Here is a 21,765-nt window from a genome sequence, read left to right as displayed (position 1 = left end):
TTTGACCTTACAGACTTGTTAGTATGTAATAAAAGGGAATTGTGCTAAACTACTGTTTATAGGAATGTAAAAGCAATTATTGGGAGGGATTCAATTTGAAAGAAATGTTAACAATAAACAATTTAACTAAAAGTTTCGGTAAAAAGGTAGTCCTCAAAGGTATTAATTTTACAATCGCAGAAGGTGAGATTGTTGGGCTTGTTGGTGCTAATGGCGCTGGTAAAACAACCATCATGAAATCAATTCTTGGATTATCAAATTACCAAACTGGAGAAATAACAATTGACGGTAAAATTGTATCAACAACTAGCCATCAAGGGTTAGAAGAAGTTGGTGCCTTAATTGAATATCCTGGTATCTATCCATTTTTAAGTGGCTATGATCATTTAAAATTATTCTCTGAAATCAATACCAAAGAAGAATTAGATGAAATTGTTGCTGATTTGCATATGACAGATTACATTAATCGTAAAGCTAAATCATATTCATTAGGAATGAAGCAAAAATTAGGAATTGCATTAGCTTTATTAAATAGACCAAGATTAATTATTTTAGATGAACCTATGAACGGATTAGATCCTCAAGCAACACGTGATGTCCGCGAACTTGTTTTAAAGTTATCTAAACGCGGGACAGCGTTCTTGATTTCAAGTCATATTTTAGGTGAATTAGAGAAAATTGTTGATCACTTTATTATTTTAAATGAAGGTAAAATAATGAAAGCAATGTCTACTACTGAATTAAGTGATAGTAGTAAGCGATATGTTTTACTAGAGACGACGTCAAACGAGCAAGCTAAAGTTCTTTTAAAGGCCGCTAATTATGAATTGGCAGTTGATCAAACAGTTAAAGTAAAGGTAGACGAACAAGATACTTTAGCAAATATTATCCAAGTGCTCTACGATAATAAAATTCAAATAAATGATGTACGTCATCAAGAACATGATATGGAAGAATCACTATTGAATTTATTAGATAGTAATGACGGAGGTAAGGCTTAATGTTAACTTTAGTTAAACAAGAATTATTTAAGTTAGGTAAAAAGAAATCTACAGCGATTATATCAGCGATATTACTTGTTTTTATTTTTGGGGTAGCACTTTTAACAAAAATATATAGTTCGATTTTCGATCCAGCAAGCATGGTACAAAGTGGATTTGGATCTATTCAATTAATTATTTTCATTTTAATTGCGTCAGCAAGTGTTATTATTGCTATGGAAACACAGTTTGGTACAATTAAGGATTTGCTTTATCGGAAATATTCACGTGGAGCTGTTTTAGCTAGTAAATGGCTTACAATATTAATCTATTCGATTTATTTGAATGTTTTAATATTCGTGGCTTCAATTATAGCTAAATTAGTGCTTTTACCAATGGTATCCTTGTCAGATAAAATAGATAACCAAACGATTGTTATGTCTTTAATAACAACGTTAGTGGGGAATTTTATTAGTACCTGGTTGATTTTAAGTTTGGTATTATTATTGGCTAGTATCTTTAGTAGTTCAGGTGCTTCGATTGCAGCTGGTATTGTTTTTTATTTCTTAACATCTATTTTATCAGGAATCCAAATGTTAGCTATTGCTAAATGGGATTGGATTAAATGGAATCCACTTAATATGATGAATTTAAGTAATCAGTGGGCAGACGGACAGGAGTTTGAAAAACTAACTCAATTAACGAATAACGAATTGATTATAGGTAATCTAGCTTATACGGCACTATTTTTATTTTTAGGTTATTTTGTTTTCAAACGTAAAAATGTTTAAAAAAAGTGTATCGTCAATTAATTTTTGACGATACACTTTTTTTGTCCAATAATTATGAGTAGCTTAAAATGACTATTACTAAAGATACAAGTCAAATACTGCAATCTGTGGAGGTACTAGGAATCGAGCTGAGATTCGAGATGTTCCAATACCACTATTAACATATAATTTTGTATTGTTCTTTAGTGTATAAAGGCCACTAGAGTAGCCACCATCTCCGTCATGATCAGATAATAATCCTTTATTAGTGAAAGGAATACGAATTTGGCCACCATGTGTGTGACCACTTAAAATTAAATCGACGGTATTAAATGAACCATTTGACAAACTAGGTTCATGAGCCATTAAAATATGGTACGTTGAATTGGATTTATCAGGAGCTACTGTCGTTTGGACATCGGGGATACCTAATTGAGAGTCATCTACACCACCCAACCAAATGGATGAATTTCCACCTACATTGATAGTCGTTGAACTATTTTTAAGGACAGTAAAACCACCTTGATTCATTACAGTAGTGTAAACTCTGGCTGCACCGCCACCGTAATCTTTATTTCCATATACTGCGTATTTTCCATAGGTTGATTTAATTTCACTTAGTTTTTGAACAATAGCTGTTACGGGATGGTATTGATTGTAATTGCTGAATAAATCACCTGTAAATAAGACCAAATCTGGTTTTTCTTGATTGATTTTATTAACAATTTTTCCGAAATTTTCAGGTGTATAATCATCTGCTATTTCGACATCACTAATTTGCACAATTTTAAGTTTCTTTTTAGTAGTATCTGCCTTATTTAAAGCAATATTTTTAACGACAACGCGGTAAGGCTCTATTTTAAATGCGTAAAAGGTACATGCGGCACTTACTATTAATAGGATGAAAATGACACTTAATATTTTTTTCTTCGTGATAGTATCATGCCTCCGTTTGATTAGTTAACTAAAAAAACCTACAGTAAGATTTTTAGTCTAAAACTGTAAGTTCTTCTTAAAACCTATATGGTTAGTTTTATTTATGAAATCCAAGAACTAATAGCTGACCAGATAGCGTTAAAAAATGAAACAATTGCGTCCCAAATTTTTTGTAGGAAGTTTCGATTTTCAGCTGTGTCTAATTTGCTGAAAATATCTTTAGCACCATCTTGAATATTTGTTGCAACTTTACTTGCTTGTGATTTGAAATTTGATGAATCTAAAGCACCTGAATCACGAATCTTGATTAACACGGCAATAATATCTTGTTTTTGATTATCAGTAATGACATTTGTTAAGTTATTATTTGTGATTTGGTTATTTACAATAGTAGTAATTTGATTATTTGTAATAGAACTACCTTCTTTAGCCATATCATTTTTAGCACCGGCTACAGCGTTATTCAATTGTGAATCAGTATACCCATCTTTGCTTTTATTGGCTTGTGTAATGTCACTTAAAGTCGACATTTCATTTTGTGCGGCAGTGACTTGTTTTGTATTTAGAGCGTCCCCGTTTGTAGCGAAGGCTGCATAAACACCAGCTAAAGCACCTGATCCATCTATTGGTGTAGCAGAAGTGACATAGATATTGGCATCAGTTACACCAGCTGTTAATGCGGCGTTTTTATATTGGTTTTCTGTAATTGTGGTGATGTTATTTTTACCATTGTAGTCTAAAATTTCAACGTTGATACCAGAACCACTGCTCGTTTTTTGAACCATAGCAGATGACCAGACACCTGAAGTTGATGTAAATGAGCCACCAGAACTATTGAGATATTTAACTAAAGTTGCGCCATTTACGGGTAATGTCGAATATGAAGAACTACCGTTTAAGCTAGCTGTTAAAGTTGAAAGTGTTCCTGATTTTTGTGAATCTGTTAAACTTGTTCCTAATGTGACAACTGGATTTGACCAGTCAGTTGTTGTGCCCGATGTTGATGAAGCTGAGCTTGAATCATTAGTTGCAGCAGAGGCAACAGATCCTAGACTCAAGACAGCTAATGTTGTAAGAGTTACTGTATAAATTAATTGTCTGAATTTCATAATGGTTTGCTCCTTAAATAGCATGTATTTTAATTTTATTATACCTATCTGATGAAGGAATCATAATAATTGAGTTTGAATAATAGAAAAAATTAAGATTTATCATCATTGAGAGATTTCTTTGTAAGTGAGACAATGAGCGCATCATTTAATCTAGCAACATAATTTTGAGTAGTATGGTATGACTAATTTAAATAAAACTAACGACTGAATGGGAGAATAACGATGACAAAAAAGATGACGGATACCTTTAGATTCAGGCGGGGATTGGAATTGAAAAATAGAATCTTAATGGCGCCAATGACCGTTAAGATGAGCTACTATGATGAAGTTGTTACACATGATGAATCAGATTATTATGCACTACATTCAGGCGAAGTTGGGGCTGTTATTACGGCAGCTACCAGTGTCCAAGCAAATGGAAAAGGTTGGGAAGGCTCACTTGCCATCTATGATGATAAGTTTATTCCCGGGCTAACGAGATTGGCATCGGCAATCAAAAAGAATGGGACTAAAGCTATTTTACAAATTTTCCATGCGGGTCGTATGACAAATTCAACGGTACTTAGAGGACAATTACCAGTTTCAGCCAGTGCTGTTGCGGCAGAAAGACCAGACGCAGAAATTCCTAAAGCATTGTCAGAAACTGAAATTTTAGAGTTGATTGAATCCTTTAAATCAGCAACAAAACGAGCAATTAAAGCGGGATTTGATGGCGTTGAACTGCATGGTGCGAATACGTATTTACTACAACAATTTTTTTCACCACACTCAAATAGACGTCATGATGCTTGGGGTGGCACGCTTGATAAGCGATTTAAATTCATTAATGATGTAGTTGATGGTGTTATTGAGAGTGTTGATCAATCAGGTGTAAAAGATTTTATTGTTGGTTACCGCTTTTCGCCTGAAGAATATGAAAAGCCAGGTATTAGTATGGAAGATTCAATGATTTTGATTGATAAACTTGCTGATAAAAAATTAGATTATCTACATATCTCATTAGGTAAGTATAATAGTGTTTCGAGAAATATAAATTTCAATGAAAAATCAAGAATGGATTATGTCCAAGAAAAGATAAATGGTCGTGTTCCATTAATCGGGGTAGGAGATGTTCGGACTCGGGAAGATGTTAATGGTGTTTTGGCTAACGCTGATTTAGTAGCCGTTGGTCGTTCACTCTTAATTGATCCTAAGTGGACATCAAAGTTATTGAATGGACAAGAAGAAACTATAAAAAGAACCTTAGCTAAAAATGATCGGGAAAAATTAATGGTTAGCGATGGTGCTGTTGAATTTTTAAAAGATATGATGCCTGAGCGGTTAGTTGATTAAAAAACAAAACTAAATCTAGACAAATAGTGTGTTGCAAATTTAATTTGCCGCATGCTATTTTTAGTTGCGGCCCTTTCAACTAGCGGTTGCCTGTTGCACCCCTTGCTGTATGCTAATATTTGAGATGTTAAATAGAGGAAAGAAGGTTATAGGGATGAAAATTATATTTGCGGAACAACTCGTTAAAATACGTAAAGAGAAAAAAATGTCACAAGAAGAATTGGCAAATCAATTGTTTGTATCAAGACAAGCTGTATCAAAATGGGAAACAGGAGAAGCTGAACCTGATTTGGGAAAAATTGAATCGGTAGCCAAAATTTTAGACGTCCCTGTAGAAATATTACTTTTTGGTGGCGATGCCAGTGAAAAAAACGTCAGAGTTTAAAACTAGAATTAAACGATTTATAGAAGAAGATGAATCAGATAAAGATTGGCACGAAAATCATAGATGGCGTGAGTGGCAATATAAACCGATTAATAATGGGTGGGAATTCCTAGCTCGCTATTACTGGATTATTTTTGCACTCATTGGCATGATTGCATGGGGGATTATGGGTCTAAAATAGATATGATAATAAAGAAGCTTTCAATACTTGTCTACAAACAAGTATTGAAAGCTTCTTTATTTTACCGGAACAACTTTTATTTCAGTTGAGTCATCATGAATGACAATGTATAACGTTTGAGTTTCTTCTTTATCAAAGAAACCGAGATTAATACAGGGTAAACCATCGATTTCTTCCACGCCAACGAAACGATCCGTAAATATCTGACGAACCATTTTACCCATTTCTTTATGGGCATTTGCTTTAGCGGCAGCTGTTTTAAGTGTAAATCCAGAGTCTAAGTAAGATTTAATTAATCGAATAATTGATAAGGTATGGTAAGAATATTTTCTATTCTGATTTTTATTAGTATTAATAGAATCAATAAAGCCTTTTTGTTCCCAATAACGAATTTGACTCTGAGTGAGCCCAGTTGTTTCGGCAATTTCACCGATTCCGATTGAAAATGTATCATTCTTCATAATAACGGCCATTCTTTTTGCATAATCTTTAATGTTTGCAATATCGTCCATATCTGCCAAACGAATATACCTCCTAAATAAAAATTTATCTAACAATCTCATTGTGATGTTTACTATACTGATTATATATATATTAAAACGTTTGTCAACTTACTTGACATTAAAGCGAGATAGTCTTATATTAGTCTTCGAAGATAAATTAAAGAAAAAGAAGGTTTTAAGTATGGATGGATTAGATGCAAAGGGTAAACCATATAATCGCCCCATGCTAATTGCAATTTTATTAGTAGGGACATTTTGTACGGTTTTGAATCAAACAATTTTAGCAACTGCATTTCCAACATTAATGGATGAATTTGACGTAACAACGTCAACTGTTCAATGGTTAACAACAGGATTTATGTTAGTCAACGGGATTTTAATTCCAGTTAGTGCATGGTTAAGTAGTCGTGTAAATACCAAATGGTTATACATAGGTGCTATTGGTATCTTTGAATTAGGAACAGTTTTAGCATTTATCGCACCTAATTTTGGGGTATTGTTAACAGCTCGCTTAGTTCAAGCAGTCGGTGTTGGGGTAACAATGCCTTTATTACAAACGATTATGCTTTCAATTTTCCCACCCGAAAAACGTGGTGCTTCAATGGGACTTGCCGGTTTAGTTATCGGACTAGCTCCTGCAATTGGACCTACACTTTCAGGTTGGGTTATTGATAATGCTTCATGGCGTGATCTTTTTGGTATGATTATTCCATTAGTAGGAATTGTTTTTGTGGCTTCTTTCTGGTTTATGAAACCGGTCATCAAAACACACAAATCTAAAATTGATGTCTTATCATTGATTTTATCAACAATTGGATTTGGTGGCTTACTTTATGGATTCTCAACAGTTGGAGATAACGGCTGGGGAAGTACCTCAGTACTTAGTTTCCTTGTTGTGGGTGTTATTTTTATTGGTTTATTCATATGGCGTCAATTAACAATGGAAAATCCTTTCTTGGAATTACGTGTTTTTGCTTCCCAAGAATACACAATTGCAGCCGTTTTAAGTTCAATTGTTAACATGGCTATGATCGGTGTTGAAATGATTCTACCAATGTATCTCCAAATTGTACGTGGAGATAGCGCATTTGAGTCAGGATTAACCTTATTGGCTGGTGCTTTAATGATGGGGATTATGAGTCCGATAACGGGACGATTATTCGATATTTATGGTGCTAAGAAATTGGCAACTGGTGGTATGTTCTTATTAACACTTGGTACAATTCCATTCGTTTTCTTAACAAAAGATACGCCAACTTTATACATCACAATTATGTATGCAGTTCGTATGTTTGGGATTTCAATGGTTATGATGCCAACAACAACATCAGGGATGAATGCATTACCAGCTAACTTGATGGGTCATGGAACGGCTGTTAATAATACAGCTCGTCAAATCGCAAGTTCAATCGTAACAGCGGTTATGATTTCCGTTCTAACAAATGTAACAACAGCTGCATTACCAGCTAAATCAATGCTTAAATCGGCACCATTAGATTACAAAACAAAAGCTATTGATGCGACATTAAGTGGTTATCATGCTGCCTTTATCATCGCAGTCGTTTTCTGTGTGGTTGGGCTCGGATTTTCATTCTTCTTAAAATCAAAACAACAAGTTTTAAAAAATGGAGGTAATAAATAATGATTATTTTATTATTAATTCTTTCAATTATTTTATTCTTCCTTACGTGGAACCTCATCCGTAATAATGTACTGAGCTACATTTTAGGTGGCATTTTTGCACTTTGTATTATTCTTACAGGTGGCTTAATTGTTGCTAACTACAGTGCACATTATGGAATGGAAAAAGTAACGACAACTAAGACAGAACAATTAGCTTCTAGTTCTAAAGAGATGGACATGTTACTATATCAGCCTATCGGTACAGATGGATCTGAAAAAGTCGTTATTTATAAAAATACGGCATCACAAAAGAAAACAAAGGCAACTAAGACAGACGATACAACTAGCAAGATTGTTGAAAATGCTAAGAGTAACAAATTAGTTACTAAAGAAACCCGTTGGACTTATAAAGGTAATGGGTATCGATTAATGTTTGGTATCGCTAATAACGATAAAACTTTAGTAAAACGTACGCATACATTCTACGTTAAAAAGAGTTGGACAACATTAACGGTTAAGCAAGCTAAGGCCATGCCTAAAATTGCTAAAGTAGAAGCAGCTAAAATGAATACAAAGGCAGGAAAAGCTAAACTTGCTGCGGATGGTGCTACTTTTGTTAAAGCAGCTGTCACAAATGCTATGATGAAAGATGCATCAATCTCGAAAGCTGATCAAGCTAAGATTGCAGAACAAGCAACAACAATTTTCAAGGCACAAACAAAAGCAAAAGTAATGCAAAACGTATTAAAAGAAGTTAAAGAAATTAAATAAACCGTTATTTATTTAGTAACCACACTAGTTTATCCAACTAATGTGGTTATTTTTTTAAATTAAAACGTGAATTATAAAATAAACAATGCTATAATACGTTAATGGCATAAACGATAAAGGAGTTTCTTTGAATGAAAAAGAAAATTATAATTTGGATTGTCAGTATTTTAGTGTTATTAGCGGTTGCAATTACAGGGGGTAGTTTCTATCTCTATCACTATGCCATTCAAAATACAGAAAAAACATTAACGGGAACATCAAAAGGAACACCAAAGCGAACAATTGAAGCAAAAAAATGGTTGGCCAGTACTAAAAAAGAAAACTGGACAGAAACATCAGCAGGTGAAAATTTAAAATTAGTTGCTGACTATGTACCGGCGGCAACTAAATCTTTAAAAACAGTTGTTGTGGCACATGGTTACATGGAAAATAAAGAAAGTATGGCTTCATATATAAAATTATTTCATGATAATGGCTATAACGTTTTAGCGCCAGATGATCGAGGCCAAGGTAAAAGTCAGGGCGATTATATTGGTTTCGGATGGAAAGATCGCTTAGATTACATTAAATGGACCAAAAAATTAATTGCCGAAAAGGGAACAGATCAAAAGATTGGCTTGTTTGGAGTTAGCATGGGTGGTGCTACTGTCATGATGATGAGTGGTGAAAAGTTACCAACTCAAGTTAAAGCAATTGTTGAAGATTGTGGTTATACAAATGTTGAAGATTTGTTAGCTTATCAATTGAAACTCCAATTCAATTTACCAAAAGAACCATTAATAACAACTTCTAGTTGGGTAACTCAGTTACGTGCGGGCTACTCTTTTGCAGAAGCTGACTCTGTTAAACAATTAAAGAAAAATAAATTACCAACATTATTCATTCATGGCGACAAGGATGATTTCGTTCCTAGCGCAATGGTTTATGACAACTACAAAGCCTCAGCAGGTACGAAGGAATTGTGGATTGTGAAGGGCGCAGGTCACGGAAAAGCGTTCAGTAAGGATCCAGAATTATATACTAAAAAAGTCGTTAAGTTTATGAATGATAATTTAGATTAATAATAAAATCATTTATTTTTTAAATAACATCAAAAAGTGTGGGGGTACCCTCTATTTTTGATGTTTTTTTTTGTCTGTATCATGCTATCATATTAGTTATTATAGATGAACTTTGGGGAAAATAGGTGGGGGCCAACATGAAAATTAATAATAAATTAAAATTAACACTACTAACTTTTGGGTTATTCTTTTTAGTTAATGTAACAAGTATCAAGGCAGATGCGGATTATGATTCTGCAAAAGCATCAGCACCTCGAGCAATTTTAATGACAAATTTATTCCAGACGGGTACTGGTGCTGGAGTAGTAGCAACTAGTGGTATGGTCGAATTAACCGATACCAATAAAGATCCTAATTCGACTAATCTGGCTGCTAAAACGATGGTTAAAATTACGGATGCTAAGAATCAAAAAGCAGCAATTTGGTCAACAGACGAAAATTCATTTGATATTAATACAAGTAGTAAAGCTTCTATGTGGATTTATTTTGGTAGCAAAACGAATACTGCTGGGGATGGGATGGCACTTGTTTTTCAAAATGATGCAAAAGGAAATGCTGCTATTGCAACTAAAGCAGGTGAAACGTTAGGTGTTTGGGGAGACGATTCAGTGGGTACGGGATCCCCCAATAATACTGCTAGAGGCGCTATTCAAAATAGTTGGGCGCTAGAATTTGATACTCATTTGAATAATGGTAATAGTTCAGGAAACGGATTTGATTTAGATCCTAGTTTAGCACCTAACCATATTGGTAGTGGGTATCCAGCTGTTGAGGCAACATACACGGATAATCATACAATCTCTTCTTCAGTTAAACTAAATCATTTAGGCCTTATTAATTATAATGGGTTCTTATCAAATCGGGCATGGCATCATGTGACAATTGATTATAAATCAGTGAGTGCGAGTGCTGGGTCAATGACATATACGATTGATGATAAAAAACCAATTTCAGGAACAGAAGACTTGGATCCTACTGAAGATACAAGTCAGACAGGGCAGACGGCAAGTGTTCCAATTGATAAATCGAAATTTAATTCTACAACGGGTAAAATCCGTTGGGGATTTACAGGGTCAACGGGTGACTCTTTTGAAAATAACTTAGTTATGTTTGAAACTGTACCAGGTCTTGTTAATGCGACTGCGGTACAAACTATGACGGATATTACACAAAATAACAAGGATGTCTCGGCTAATGGAGAAGTAAAAGCTGGAGATAAAGTAAAATTCAACACTACCGTAACTTACGATAGTGGAAAACAATCGTGGACAGGCATAGGTGGATATTTAAAATACCCGGCTAATAATATAAAATGGACTGGGTATGAAATACCTAACGATTTTGGTACAGGAAAATTTCCTAGTAATATCTATGGAAGTGACCCTGCTGGGTTATCCGGCGCGCAAATACCTGAATTATCTACACCTGGACAAAGTTCACATATTTCATTTATCGGTGAAGTAATGCCAGTTGAAGTGGATACACCAGTGACTGTTTCAGCAGGTCAATTCATCGGAAGCAATGCAATGATTGATTCTAATCCTATTAGCTATACGATTAAAGCATCACCAAAAACAGCCTTAACGATTGATGGCCTTAAAGATATTGATATTAATTATGGAACGGATGCGACGATTAGTGGAACGGTAAAATCTAGTTTAGGTGGAACTTTTGCTAAAGGAACAACGGCCAGTGTGACACTTAATGAGGATACAACACCTATTAAGGGTGATGTCGCAACGGATGGTACATTTAACGTAACGATTCCAAAGGACAAACTAACCACTGGCGAATATTCTTATAATGTTCAAGTAACAGATCCAGATGGTAATACGACGCAAAAATATACACAAAAAATTAATATTAAACCCGTTTTAACTTTAAATGATAATAAAGGAACCGTTGTAGCGCCATATACATTGATTTTCCAAGTAGCTGATAATAGTGCAGCGTTAACAACGTACTATAAAGAAGGAAGTACTGGAACACCTGTTGAATTAGAAAAATATACAAATACTAAACCAGGTTCGACACAAGATCATAGTGTAGCACTAGATACAACTAAGTTTGCCATTGGAACGCACGAGTTAACTATTTATTCGGTTGATTCTGAAGGAAACATTTCTAATAACCAAACAATCTCTGTTGTCGTAGGATTGTTGAGTATTTCATCAGATGATTCAATTAATTTTAATAATAAAATACCAGCGAAAAGAAGTATTTTAAACCGTGCTTCAAGCTATATGCTTAAGTTAGAAACGTCAGCAGCTAAAAACTGGACATTGTCTGTGACTGCAGGACCACTAACTGCAGCAAGTGATAAAAGTACTTTAAAGCATTCAACTATTGGGTTTCGTAATTCAAATCAGGAAAACACGTTACCGCTTTCTCCAACGTATGGTACAATAGTGTCTACAGGAGTAGGTCAAGCAACTACGGTTGAAAAAAGTTGGTCAGCAGATTCTGGAATTGTATTGGATGTTGAACCAAGTGAAATTAAAGTAGCTGAAACCTATAGTTCTGAATTAGATTGGACGCTAACGAATGTACCAAATAATTAATAATAAACTTAATTGTCGGTTAAATTCAAATGTCCGGGGGGAGATAGGATTATGACAATATTACGGCTGAAAGCTGTACTTTTTACAGGTGTGTTAGTGACATTAGGGCTTAGCTCTACAGGTGTTAATGCTGATGATTATTCTAACGCAGTGGCATCGGCACCAGACGCATTAGTATCAAATGGACTTTTGACACCTGGAACAACAGGAACACAAAATAATGCAAAAATTGTAACATTCGATGCTAGTGGTAATGTTGTTTCTGAAACAGCAGATAACGCAGATAAATCAATTATAAAAATTACGGATGCAACTAACCAAGTGGGATCTGCCTGGTCTACAGCAAACAATAAATTTAATCTTAATAAAAATAATAAAATGTCAATGTGGATGTATTTCGGTAATCAGGGTGCTAATTCTGGTGATGGGATGGCTTTTGTTTTACAAAATGATAGCCGTGGTCTCAGTGCTATTTCTGGTGGAGGCGAATCATTAGGTGTTTGGGGTGTTGATAAAGGTGGATCAGAATCTACCGTTGCAGGAACAGCTATTAAAAATTCATGGGCGTTAGAATTTGATACACATAAAAATAGTGAGGCAAGCAAGGGTAACGGATTTGATAATTTAAACACTATCCAAGACAATCATCTGGCAAGCAATTATCCTAATCAAAGGGCTACTTATGAACAAAATGGTTTTTTAAGTAAGTATAATAAATTAACTCATGATGGACTACTTGCTGTCGCTGACTTATCTAATGGAAGATGGTGGCATGTGTCAATTGATTATAAATCAACGTCTACAACTGCCGGCTCAATGACCTATACTATTGGAGATAAAGTCCCCGGTACGGGTGATGTATTAGGTGGTGGTCTTGCAAAGACAGTTCCAATTGATAAAAGTAAATTTGCGAGCACTGATGGTCAAGTGACTTGGGGATTTACGGGCGCAACAGGCGGTAACTGGGAAACAAATTTAGTGATGTTTGAAGAAATATCTGATTTAGTTTCTGTTACGGCGACGCAAAAAGTGACAGATACTACCCAGAACAATAAGGACATTACCGCATCAGGAATTGCTAACAGCGGGGATAAACTTAATCTTCAAACAACTTTGAAATACAATGATGGAAAGCAAGATTGGAAAAAAATCGTTGCTTCGTTAAAAACGCCTAATGCTGTGACGTTAGACAAAGAAGGTATCATTAAATACGCCGATGGAACAACGCAAACATTTGATACAACAACTAAAGATGGTGTCATTACATCAAGTCTAAATAAAAACTTATCAAAAAGTAATGATACAGCAACGATCAGTATGAATGGGACAGCTAAAATTGTTGCTACAGATACCAAAGTAACAAGTCCAATTAGTACATTTAATGGTCAAAATACGATAGTAAGATCTCAGCTAGCTACGTTTACCATTAAGGCATTAAAGCAGAAGATGACACTTTCAGGATTGCTTGATAAAACAATTGATAGTGGTCAGTCGATTAAAGTTACGAGTAACGTTAAAACAGATACACTAATGGAAAATGATAACGTTACGATAACAACGATGCTGAATGGTAAAGCCTTTAGTGATAAATCAATGCTATTCAATAAGTTGGGTAGCATTGACTACGCTGAAGTGCTGCCTGCAGATAAGTTAAACGTTGGAAAAAATACTTATACGGTAAGTGTTGAAGATCAATATGGTAATTCAGTAACGGGTCAAGAAATTATCACTGTTAATGATCCAGGTGTTTTAGAAATAGCATCGGTAACGGGTGCATTAAATTTTGGACAAAGTGATATTCCAATACCCAACGAAGAAACAACCTATAGCCCTGTAGAAGAATTAAGTATACAGGTAGTTGCATCGGTACCAGGTACATGGAATTTAAAGCTGACTGGAACTGATGTTGTTGGAGCCAGCGGCACTGTGCTAAAAGATGCATTAATTTACAAAGAAAAAGCGACAGATATTGGGACACCTTTAAAAGACCATTCGATAGATATTGCGGGTGGGAACTCATCTCCTAACCAGATAACTAAAACGTGGGCAAAAGATACGGGAATTCTATTGCGTGTTAAACCTAGCGAGGTTAGAAGTGAAGAATATGATGCTTCAGTGCAATGGAATTTGAGTAATGTACCAACTAAATAAGTAGTATTAGTGAAAAAGGATAACAAAAGTTATCCTTTTTTTATTTATGTTTTGCAATTATTGCCATCTAGGATATTATGGACTATGTAGAGAGAATACGGAGGATAGATAACTAATGAAAATGACCGTTGAACAATTCATGTCCGCTATTGAGTTAGAGGCGTACACAAAGATTTTTTATACTGCCACACCAGAAGATGTCCAAGCGATTGGTGTACCAGAATTATTCGCTAAGTGTTATGCTGATTTAGAAAACAATGTACGGGATGGTAAGCTTGTAGAAGTTCAATTGATGATTGAATATCCTGAAGGTACCGCAATTTTTACACTTGAAGCAAATATCCTTAATTTACCATACAAATATTATAAAAAGTTACCCAGCTTCTTTAATGAAGTAACAGATGAAGCAGAAGTTAATGTCTATCTGATTGTTGAGTCACCAATTCTGAACGCATCTAAATTAAGAATCGATGAAATTACATCTGTGACTAATTATTTAGAAAACCCCAGTGATCATAATATGACAAGCACAACTATGATTGCTGAAAAGATAGCTTTCCTTGAAAATCCACCTATTATTGAAGAAAAAGAACCAGTTGTCGTTGAAAAGAAAAAGAAAGCTCCAGCTAAGAAAAAACCAGCTGTTAAAAAGAAACCAGCAGTTAAAAAGACGACGGCTACAAAAAAAGCGACAACAAAGAAAAAAACGACAACTGTAAAGGCGGCAGCCAAGAAAAAGCCCGTGGCCAAAAAGGTACCCGCTAAAAAGAAACCGGCTGTAAAGAAAGTAACTACTAAGAAAAAAGCACCAGCCAAGAAAACTAAATAAAAAAACGCCGATATTATCGGCGTTTTTTTGTCTAATTATTTAATGAAGAAATAGTAAACGAGTAGCAAGGCACCTAAAATAATACGGTACCAACCAAATGGTTTGAAATCTTTCGACTTGATGTAACCCATCAAGAATTTGATTGCAACAATTGAAACTAAGAATGCGACTACACAACCAAGTAATAAGACGGCTGTTTGATCACCGGTAAAGCTATAACCATTATGGAAGTATTTAACTAATTTGAGTAGACTGGCACCGAACATAACTGGAATTGATAAGAAAAATGAAAATTCAGCAGCAATGAATCGAGAAGTCCCTAATAAAATGGCACCTAAAATAGTTGCACCAGAACGTGATGTTCCGGGAATTAAAGCAAGAACTTGGAAAACACCGATTAGTAACGCTGTTTTGTAAGTAACTTGATTGAATGATGTAATAGAAGGAACAGCATCGGCTTTTTTGTTTTCAATAATAATGAATAAAACACCATAAATAATTAACATTAAGGCAACAACTGGGAAATTATATAATTTCGCATTTAACCAGTCATCAGCAACTAACCCAATCACAGCAGCTGGAAGTACAGCTACAATGACTTTACTCCATAGAGACCACGTATCTCTTTTTTCTAATTGCGATTTTTTTGGAGAAAAAGGATTTAATTTATGGAAATACAACACACAAACTGCTAGGATAGCGCCCAGTTGGATAACAACGAAGAACATTTCCATGAAAGCAGCATTTTCTTTTAGTTGTAAAAATTCGTCAACTAAAATCATATGTCCCGTTGAACTAATAGGAAGCCATTCTGTAATTCCTTCGACAACTCCCAAAATAATAACTTTTAACATAACAATAATATTCATACAAATAGATTCCTTCCAAAATTTTATTTAACTGCTCTAGTATACCTAATATGAAAATTAAAAACCATAAAATTAAATAAACCTTATGCTTTTAGGCATAAGGTTTATTTGTGAATATAAGATTTTAGTTAAGATTAATTTTATAGGGCTTTTTTGTTACCGCGACGTGCAATTGCAGGGAGGATTAAACCTAATGCAACTAAGACAAGTGGTGTGACAATATTAAGTGTTAATTGGAACAAGTAGTTAGAAGGGCTATCTGAGTAGTTTAATTTAGGAACAACTCCTAGGATACAAGCGAATGCAGTGAATAAGAAACACCAAGCACCAACAATGTAACCAACGACAGGATTCTTAACAAACTTGTAACCGGCTTTGAAATTCTTCAATTGTTTGTTTAATAGCATGTAAGCGAAGAATACCCAGAGATAACGCATAGGCATGACAACCGCATTTAGGTTCAATAACCATTTGTATAATGCGTTCATGTTACCAATCCCGATTGCAGGAATGATAATTAAAATACTAACTAAAACACCAGTCATGGCATAACCATTAACGGGAGTTCCTTTTTTATTAAGTTTTGACAAGCTTTTAGGAATGAAGTTTGGATCAGCATCACCTAAAAGAATTTTTAATGGTGCATCAATTGAGAAAGCAAGCGCTGAAATTTGAGCCATCGCATTGGCAATTGCGTATAGAATCATGAATAAATTACCTACGTGATAGAAACTACCAAGACGTAAGAAACCTTCGTAAGGACCATTTGTGATTAAATCATCAGGGATGTTAGTTCCGTTAAATAAGAATCCCATAGCGAACGAACCTAAAATAGCACAGATGGCAACCATTGCGGCCAATGCTAACATTCCTTTTGGAAATTCTTTAGCTGAGTTTTTTGTTTTATTAACATAGGGAGAAATCTTTTCAGCACCACCAACAGCGAAAACTAACATTGAAATCGTTGTGAAGTAGGCGAAGTTAAAGTTAGGTAGATATGATTTAATGGCACCCATATCAGGTGTTTGAATTTTAGCATGCGTCATGAATGGCGCTGAAACTGCCAACAAGATGAATAATAATGACATAACGAACATTGCTGTTCCGGCAACACTACCAATTCGACTTAAAGTAGCAAGTCCCTTTGAGGCAATCCATAAGAAGAAAATGAAAATGACTAAGCCCATAAGTGAAACGGTCATAGCAGAAGTTTCATTAACGAAATTTCCGTTACCTTTGAATAACCAACTAAAGGCAATTAAAATACCTTGTGGTTTTTGTGCTAGGTAAGGAATATGTACGACCCAATAAGTCCAAGCTGCATAGTAGGCAAGTCTCTTGGTTGAAGTTTCTTTCACCCATGAAGACACACCACCGCTGGCATCTTTAAATGTTGAGCCTAATTGACCAACAATTAAAGTATAAGGAACAAAGTAAAAAATCATGATTAAAATCCAAGATGTAATAACAGTGAGTCCTTGGTTAGCAAAGTTGTTAAAGACATTTGCAAGTCCCCAAACGGAAACGAATGCAATTAAAGCAACGTTATACCAACGTAATGTTTTTTCTGATTCTAGCAAAATAATAGCCTCCATATGGATAAAATATTTTATGATACTGGTGCAGTGATAGCTATGGTTAAGTATAAAGAAAAATGAAATAAAGTACAATCAAATTTTGTGATACATACTATAAGAAGTAAATATAATTATGATTAAAATGTCAAAAAAACACATCTAGGTCGCAAATGTTGAATGTTGTCTACCGAATATAGATGATATTATAACGGTAATTGGTTAACGACATAAACTAAAAAGAGAATCCTGGGGGATTATTATGAAACCAAAAAATAGAATTGTGATAGGTAGTTTGTGTGCGATGATGTTGTTCGGGGGAACAGCGTTGAATGAAACTATATCAGCAAGTGAACAAGAAGAAGCAACTAGTTCAAGTATTGCGACTATAAAAGAGCAAACTTTAGAAAATGTATTAAGTGAATCAACAGAATCAAATAAGGCAGATTCTAGTAGCTCAAGTAGTAGTGTATCTGATGAAAAAATAGATTCAGAAGTTGATACGACAAATGCAACAAGTTCAGAATCAGCGTCGTCTACACTATCTAGTGAAAAACTAGATAGTCAAAAAGACGAAAAGAAACAAGTAGAACAGGCTAAAAAACAAAGTAGCACAACACGTACGTTATTTGATGATTATAAAAATGCAGAGATTGTAGGGATGTTTCTGGGTGGAAGTAAAAAAACGATTAGCATTGACGATGTACTTAGCAAAGAATCAACAATAATGCCTGCAGATGCAGCGTTAGCTGACCTATTTTATAGTCAGGATGATGCGGGTAATGGAAATAGCGTTGATGGCTCAGGAACACCAGAAGGATCACCTGGGTACTATCCTGCCGTATCTTTAGATAACTACGTATTCAATGTGCAAGTAACCAAACCAGATAGTACGGCAACAATTTACGCACCTTTTCATCCAACATCGTATGATCCAATAGAAACACTCATGCAAGCACCAGTTACAATTAAAAATTCTGATCTAGCAATTGGGGAAAATAAAGTTGAGCTTACAGCTACAAGAGTAATAGGTGGGGGAACTAGTTTTCCAACTAAGGGAACTATCATTGTAACCATACCAAATCCTAAGATTAAAGTAGATGCAATTGCAGGCGATAAATTAGACAGTACGACTAATACGGATATCCCAGTAGTTGATGTCGCAAGTACTGAGTACCCAGTGAGCTACACGGTGAATAGTGATCATGCAACGACCTTAACAACTCAAATTACAGATTCTTATGGTGATGTAGCACACACCAGTCAATATAAGGAGGAGTACGATAATAGTAAAACGCTAGGTAAAGATCATACTAATACGATTAAGATGACCGACTTGACGGTTAAACAACATACAATAACCGTCACAACAACGGATGATCAAGGTAATGCGACTGTTAAAAAATTCATCCTTAATGTTAAAAAACCAACTAAAACGTTAAAAATTAATAGCATTAATAATTTAAATTATGGAGATAAAATTAAAATACCAAATGAAAAAACCAATTTAACACCATTAATTGGTCTTAATGTGGACCTTTCAGCTGTGGATGCCGGTAACTGGGTGTTGACTGTAAAATCAACAGGATTAACTGATGATCCAGATGCTTTGGTCTTTAAAAGTGATGCCAATGCTACAGAGCAAATCATTAATGATGCTGGCATAACCGTTTTATCAGGTAATGGTGTAAATGATACAGGAAAGGAGTTTAACGATGATGGAACCGGTATTTTGTTAAAGGCAGATCCATCAAAGCTTAGAGCAACTGCCTATAAAGCAGACTTGAATTGGACATTATCAAGTGTCCCAGTAAAATAACGTCAAAAAATGACACCTAACACGTAAATGTTGGTCGTTTTAAATGAAATAATTTTGGTATTATAATTTTATAGAAAAGAATAACTAAATAAGAATTAAGTAATTATGACTGTCAAAAGAAAACACTTAACCATGAAATATTGACCGTTTTTAGGTCAAATATCGACTATAGTGAGTGTATACGAAAAATGGGGGAAACAATGATGAAAAAAACTTTATTAACAACAGTAATGATTAGTGGTGTGGTATTAGGTTTCGGAACAATAAGTAAGGTATCTGCAGCAGATACTGCTACATCAAAAGATACAACGGCAAGTGCCACGTTTACAGCTGGCGGAATAGATCCAACAGATCCTAATAGTGCATCATTGTCAATTACAAATGTCACAAGTAAAGTTGATTTTGGTAAAGAAGCAATTTCTGCAGCGAATACTACATTAAATTCAAATAGTGGTATTAATGTAAGTGTTAGTGATCTTCGTGGAACATTTGTTGGTTGGAGCGTTAAGGTTAGTGGTACACCATTTATGAGTGTTGTAGATACTGTTGCTGATCCTACAGCTAAATCTGTAGAACTAGAAGGTGCTACATTGTCACTCCCTGATGGTACTGCATCGAATAATATTGGTGACGTACCTGAGGTAACAGCAACAGCTACAGGCAACGTCTTAGATGGTGGTGCAACAATTAGTGCACCTGTTGACAAAGGTGCAGGGGAAACTACAACAAGTTATGCACAAAAGGGTATTAACTTAGGGGTTGTTGGTGGTACAGCACATGCTGCTGCATACTCAACAACATTAACTTGGACATTGACTGACGCTCCTGCTTAATTAGGTTAGAGTCGGGTGAAATATTAAAAAAATTTGGGGGAAATATATTATGAAAAAAAGTTTAACAAGTTCATTATTAGCAACAACAATTTTAGGTGCAGGTTTAGCAGTATCAAGTAACGTAAATGCTGCAGATACTGTCTTACCAGATAGTGCAACAACTGACGGTTCAGTAACATTTACACCAGGTACAGATCCAACAGACCCAGTTGACCCAACAGACCCAGTTGACCCAACAGATCCTGGTGATGGTGGTGGCGGTGAAACAGGACATGCTGGTCCTTTAGCAATTGTATATGCAACAAAGGCTGTAACATTTGGGATTCCAAAAGATGATGGAACTGGTTCTGTTAGCACTACTGTACCTGTTTCAGCAAGTAAACAAGACCTTAAAGGTAGTAACTTTATTTCTCTTCAAGTTGCCGATACTCGAGGAACAGATGCTGGTTGGACATTATCAGTTAAAGCAGATCAATTCAAAAGTACAAAGTCTGGCGAATTAGCTGGAGCTGTCTTAGCTTTAGGTAAAGGTGATAATACCTTAATTGGTACCGGTGCTACACCAACACCTGCATCAGCTGCTGCAGTTGCAGCGGTTACTGATGGTGGAACTGTCTTATCAGCTAAAACAGGCGAAGGTGCTGGTTTAAATGCAGATAAGATTCGTGCAGACAACATGACTTTGACAATTCCTGCAGGTTCAGCTAAAGCTGATACTTATGCAACAACGTTAAACTGGAGTCTTTCAGACGTACCAGCTGTTTAAATTAAATAACAAATTCGGGGGAAATAAATTATGAAAAACGTATTAACAAGTGCATTATTATCAGCAACAATCTTAGGTGCAGGCTTAGCAGTATCAGGTAGCGTAAACGCTGCTGATATGACACCTGCAACAACAACAACTGGTGTTCAATTTAAAGCTGGCGATGAAGGACAAGTTATCCCTCCAGTTGACCCAACAGATCCAACAAAACCAACAGAACCTGGGGATAACGGTAATACTGGTAACAGTGGTAATCTTGCTATTATCTATGCTACTAAAGCAATTAGTTTTGGTACTGAAAATGAAATTACGGCAAATACGGTTAACTTAACGTCTGATACAGATGTTGCAGTTGAAGTTGGTGATGTTCGTGGAACAAATGCTGGTTGGACTTTATCAGTAAGTTCTAAGCAATTAGCTAACGCTGATGAATCAGAAAAACTTGGCGGCGCTGCAATTAGTTTAGGCGCAGGTGCTGTTTCAGTTGGTAATGGTTCTACAGCTAACCATGCAGTGTCATCAGCAATTGCTGATACAACAACTTCTGGGGTTGTTCTTGGTGCTACAGCAGACGCTGGTGCAGGTATTAACGTTGATAACATTAAAAAAGAAAATGTTAAATTAACAATTCCAGCTGGCGTTGCTAAAGCAGATATCGCGTATGCTTCAACGTTAACATGGACTTTATCAGATACACCAGCTGTTTAAT

Annotated in this window: 20 protein-coding genes; 15 read left to right on the top strand and 5 right to left on the bottom strand. The window is 35.3% G+C overall.

Annotation, left to right across the window (positions count from 1 at the left end):
* Positions 1-104: 104 nt before the first annotated feature.
* Together AC1RPK_RS06145 and AC1RPK_RS06140 are read left to right on the top strand one after the other, a co-directional pair.
* Complete coding sequence (locus tag AC1RPK_RS06145) at positions 105-1,001, top strand: ABC transporter ATP-binding protein (RefSeq protein WP_481761806.1); 897 nt, start codon at positions 105-107, stop codon at positions 999-1,001.
* A complete protein-coding gene (locus AC1RPK_RS06140; RefSeq protein WP_481761770.1) occupies positions 1,001-1,771 on the top strand; it encodes an ABC transporter permease in 771 nt (256 codons plus the stop codon). The genes AC1RPK_RS06145 and AC1RPK_RS06140 overlap by 1 nt, the downstream gene beginning before the upstream one ends.
* 78 nt (positions 1,772-1,849) lie before the next feature.
* On the opposite strand, the gene AC1RPK_RS06135 is transcribed toward AC1RPK_RS06140, so the two are convergent.
* Both AC1RPK_RS06135 and AC1RPK_RS06130 read right to left on the bottom strand, forming a co-directional pair.
* A complete protein-coding gene (locus tag AC1RPK_RS06135; RefSeq protein ID WP_481761769.1) occupies positions 1,850-2,533 on the bottom strand; it encodes a metallophosphoesterase in 684 nt (227 codons plus the stop codon).
* A 254-nt stretch (positions 2,534-2,787) separates the two neighbouring features.
* Positions 2,788-3,795, bottom strand: coding sequence for a DUF1002 domain-containing protein (locus tag AC1RPK_RS06130; RefSeq protein WP_481761768.1), 1,008 nt, complete (start codon positions 3,793-3,795; stop codon positions 2,788-2,790).
* Positions 3,796-4,020: 225 nt separating this feature from the next.
* Between AC1RPK_RS06130 and AC1RPK_RS06125 the strand changes: the two genes are divergently transcribed.
* The 3 genes from AC1RPK_RS06125 to AC1RPK_RS06115 all read left to right on the top strand — a co-directional run bounded on the left by AC1RPK_RS06125 (position 4,021) and on the right by AC1RPK_RS06115 (position 5,696).
* Complete coding sequence (locus AC1RPK_RS06125) at positions 4,021-5,130, top strand: NADH-dependent flavin oxidoreductase (protein ID WP_481761767.1); 1,110 nt, start codon at positions 4,021-4,023, stop codon at positions 5,128-5,130.
* A gap of 154 nt (positions 5,131-5,284) precedes the next feature.
* Positions 5,285-5,515, top strand: coding sequence for a helix-turn-helix domain-containing protein (locus tag AC1RPK_RS06120; RefSeq protein WP_481761766.1), 231 nt, complete (start codon positions 5,285-5,287; stop codon positions 5,513-5,515).
* The gene (locus AC1RPK_RS06115; RefSeq protein WP_481761765.1) at positions 5,493-5,696 is read left to right on the top strand and encodes a hypothetical protein; all 204 of its coding nucleotides are present in this window, start codon (positions 5,493-5,495) and stop codon (positions 5,694-5,696) included. Before AC1RPK_RS06120 ends, AC1RPK_RS06115 begins: the two co-directional genes overlap by 23 nt.
* Positions 5,697-5,752: 56 nt before the next feature.
* On the opposite strand, the gene AC1RPK_RS06110 is transcribed toward AC1RPK_RS06115, so the two are convergent.
* Entirely contained in the window at positions 5,753-6,208 is a 456-nt protein-coding gene (locus AC1RPK_RS06110) for a MerR family transcriptional regulator (protein WP_481761805.1), read from the bottom strand.
* A gap of 172 nt (positions 6,209-6,380) precedes the next feature.
* On the opposite strand from AC1RPK_RS06110, the gene AC1RPK_RS06105 reads away from it, so the two are divergent.
* The 6 genes from AC1RPK_RS06105 (at position 6,381) to AC1RPK_RS06080 (ending at position 15,195) form a co-directional block, all read left to right on the top strand.
* Positions 6,381-7,841, top strand: a complete 1,461-nt coding sequence (locus tag AC1RPK_RS06105) for an MDR family MFS transporter (protein ID WP_481761764.1) — start codon at positions 6,381-6,383, stop codon at positions 7,839-7,841.
* Entirely contained in the window at positions 7,841-8,593 is a 753-nt protein-coding gene (locus AC1RPK_RS06100) for a DUF4811 domain-containing protein (RefSeq protein ID WP_481761763.1), read from the top strand. Before AC1RPK_RS06105 ends, AC1RPK_RS06100 begins: the two co-directional genes overlap by 1 nt.
* A gap of 131 nt (positions 8,594-8,724) precedes the next feature.
* A complete protein-coding gene (locus AC1RPK_RS06095) occupies positions 8,725-9,654 on the top strand; it encodes an alpha/beta hydrolase (protein ID WP_481761762.1) in 930 nt (309 codons plus the stop codon).
* A 137-nt stretch (positions 9,655-9,791) separates the two neighbouring features.
* Positions 9,792-12,215, top strand: coding sequence for a hypothetical protein (locus AC1RPK_RS06090; RefSeq protein ID WP_481761761.1), 2,424 nt, complete (start codon positions 9,792-9,794; stop codon positions 12,213-12,215).
* A gap of 51 nt (positions 12,216-12,266) precedes the next feature.
* Positions 12,267-14,366, top strand: coding sequence for an L-type lectin-domain containing protein (locus AC1RPK_RS06085; RefSeq protein WP_481761760.1), 2,100 nt, complete (start codon positions 12,267-12,269; stop codon positions 14,364-14,366).
* Between the two features lie 115 nt (positions 14,367-14,481).
* On the top strand, positions 14,482-15,195 hold the full coding sequence (locus tag AC1RPK_RS06080; protein WP_481761759.1) for a hypothetical protein: 714 nt from the start codon (positions 14,482-14,484) through the stop codon (positions 15,193-15,195).
* A gap of 35 nt (positions 15,196-15,230) precedes the next feature.
* On the opposite strand, the gene AC1RPK_RS06075 is transcribed toward AC1RPK_RS06080, so the two are convergent.
* The gene (locus AC1RPK_RS06075) at positions 15,231-16,064 is read right to left on the bottom strand and encodes an undecaprenyl-diphosphate phosphatase (protein ID WP_481761758.1); all 834 of its coding nucleotides are present in this window, start codon (positions 16,062-16,064) and stop codon (positions 15,231-15,233) included.
* A 140-nt stretch (positions 16,065-16,204) separates the two neighbouring features.
* Positions 16,205-17,644 (bottom strand): amino acid permease, encoded by a 1,440-nt coding sequence (locus AC1RPK_RS06070; RefSeq protein WP_481761757.1) that lies wholly within the window; start codon positions 17,642-17,644, stop codon positions 16,205-16,207.
* 256 nt (positions 17,645-17,900) lie between these two features.
* On the opposite strand from AC1RPK_RS06070, the gene AC1RPK_RS06065 reads away from it, so the two are divergent.
* The 4 genes from AC1RPK_RS06065 (at position 17,901) to AC1RPK_RS06050 (ending at position 21,764) form a co-directional block, all read left to right on the top strand.
* Positions 17,901-19,457 carry a hypothetical protein gene (locus tag AC1RPK_RS06065; RefSeq protein ID WP_481761756.1) on the top strand — a complete coding sequence of 519 codons (1,557 nt, stop codon included), beginning with the start codon at positions 17,901-17,903 and terminating at the stop codon, positions 19,455-19,457.
* Positions 19,458-19,657: 200 nt separating this feature from the next.
* The gene (locus AC1RPK_RS06060) at positions 19,658-20,290 is read left to right on the top strand and encodes a WxL domain-containing protein (protein ID WP_481761755.1); all 633 of its coding nucleotides are present in this window, start codon (positions 19,658-19,660) and stop codon (positions 20,288-20,290) included.
* 49 nt (positions 20,291-20,339) lie between these two features.
* Positions 20,340-21,056, top strand: a complete 717-nt coding sequence (locus tag AC1RPK_RS06055; protein WP_481761754.1) for a WxL domain-containing protein — start codon at positions 20,340-20,342, stop codon at positions 21,054-21,056.
* A gap of 30 nt (positions 21,057-21,086) precedes the next feature.
* Positions 21,087-21,764 (top strand): WxL domain-containing protein, encoded by a 678-nt coding sequence (locus tag AC1RPK_RS06050; protein WP_481761753.1) that lies wholly within the window; start codon positions 21,087-21,089, stop codon positions 21,762-21,764.
* The last annotated feature ends 1 nt before the right edge of the window (position 21,765 follow it).

It is taken from the genome of Dellaglioa sp. CoH-55-MRSF-6 (assembly GCF_056782215.1).
This window is presented reverse-complemented; position numbering and strand designations above follow the sequence as displayed.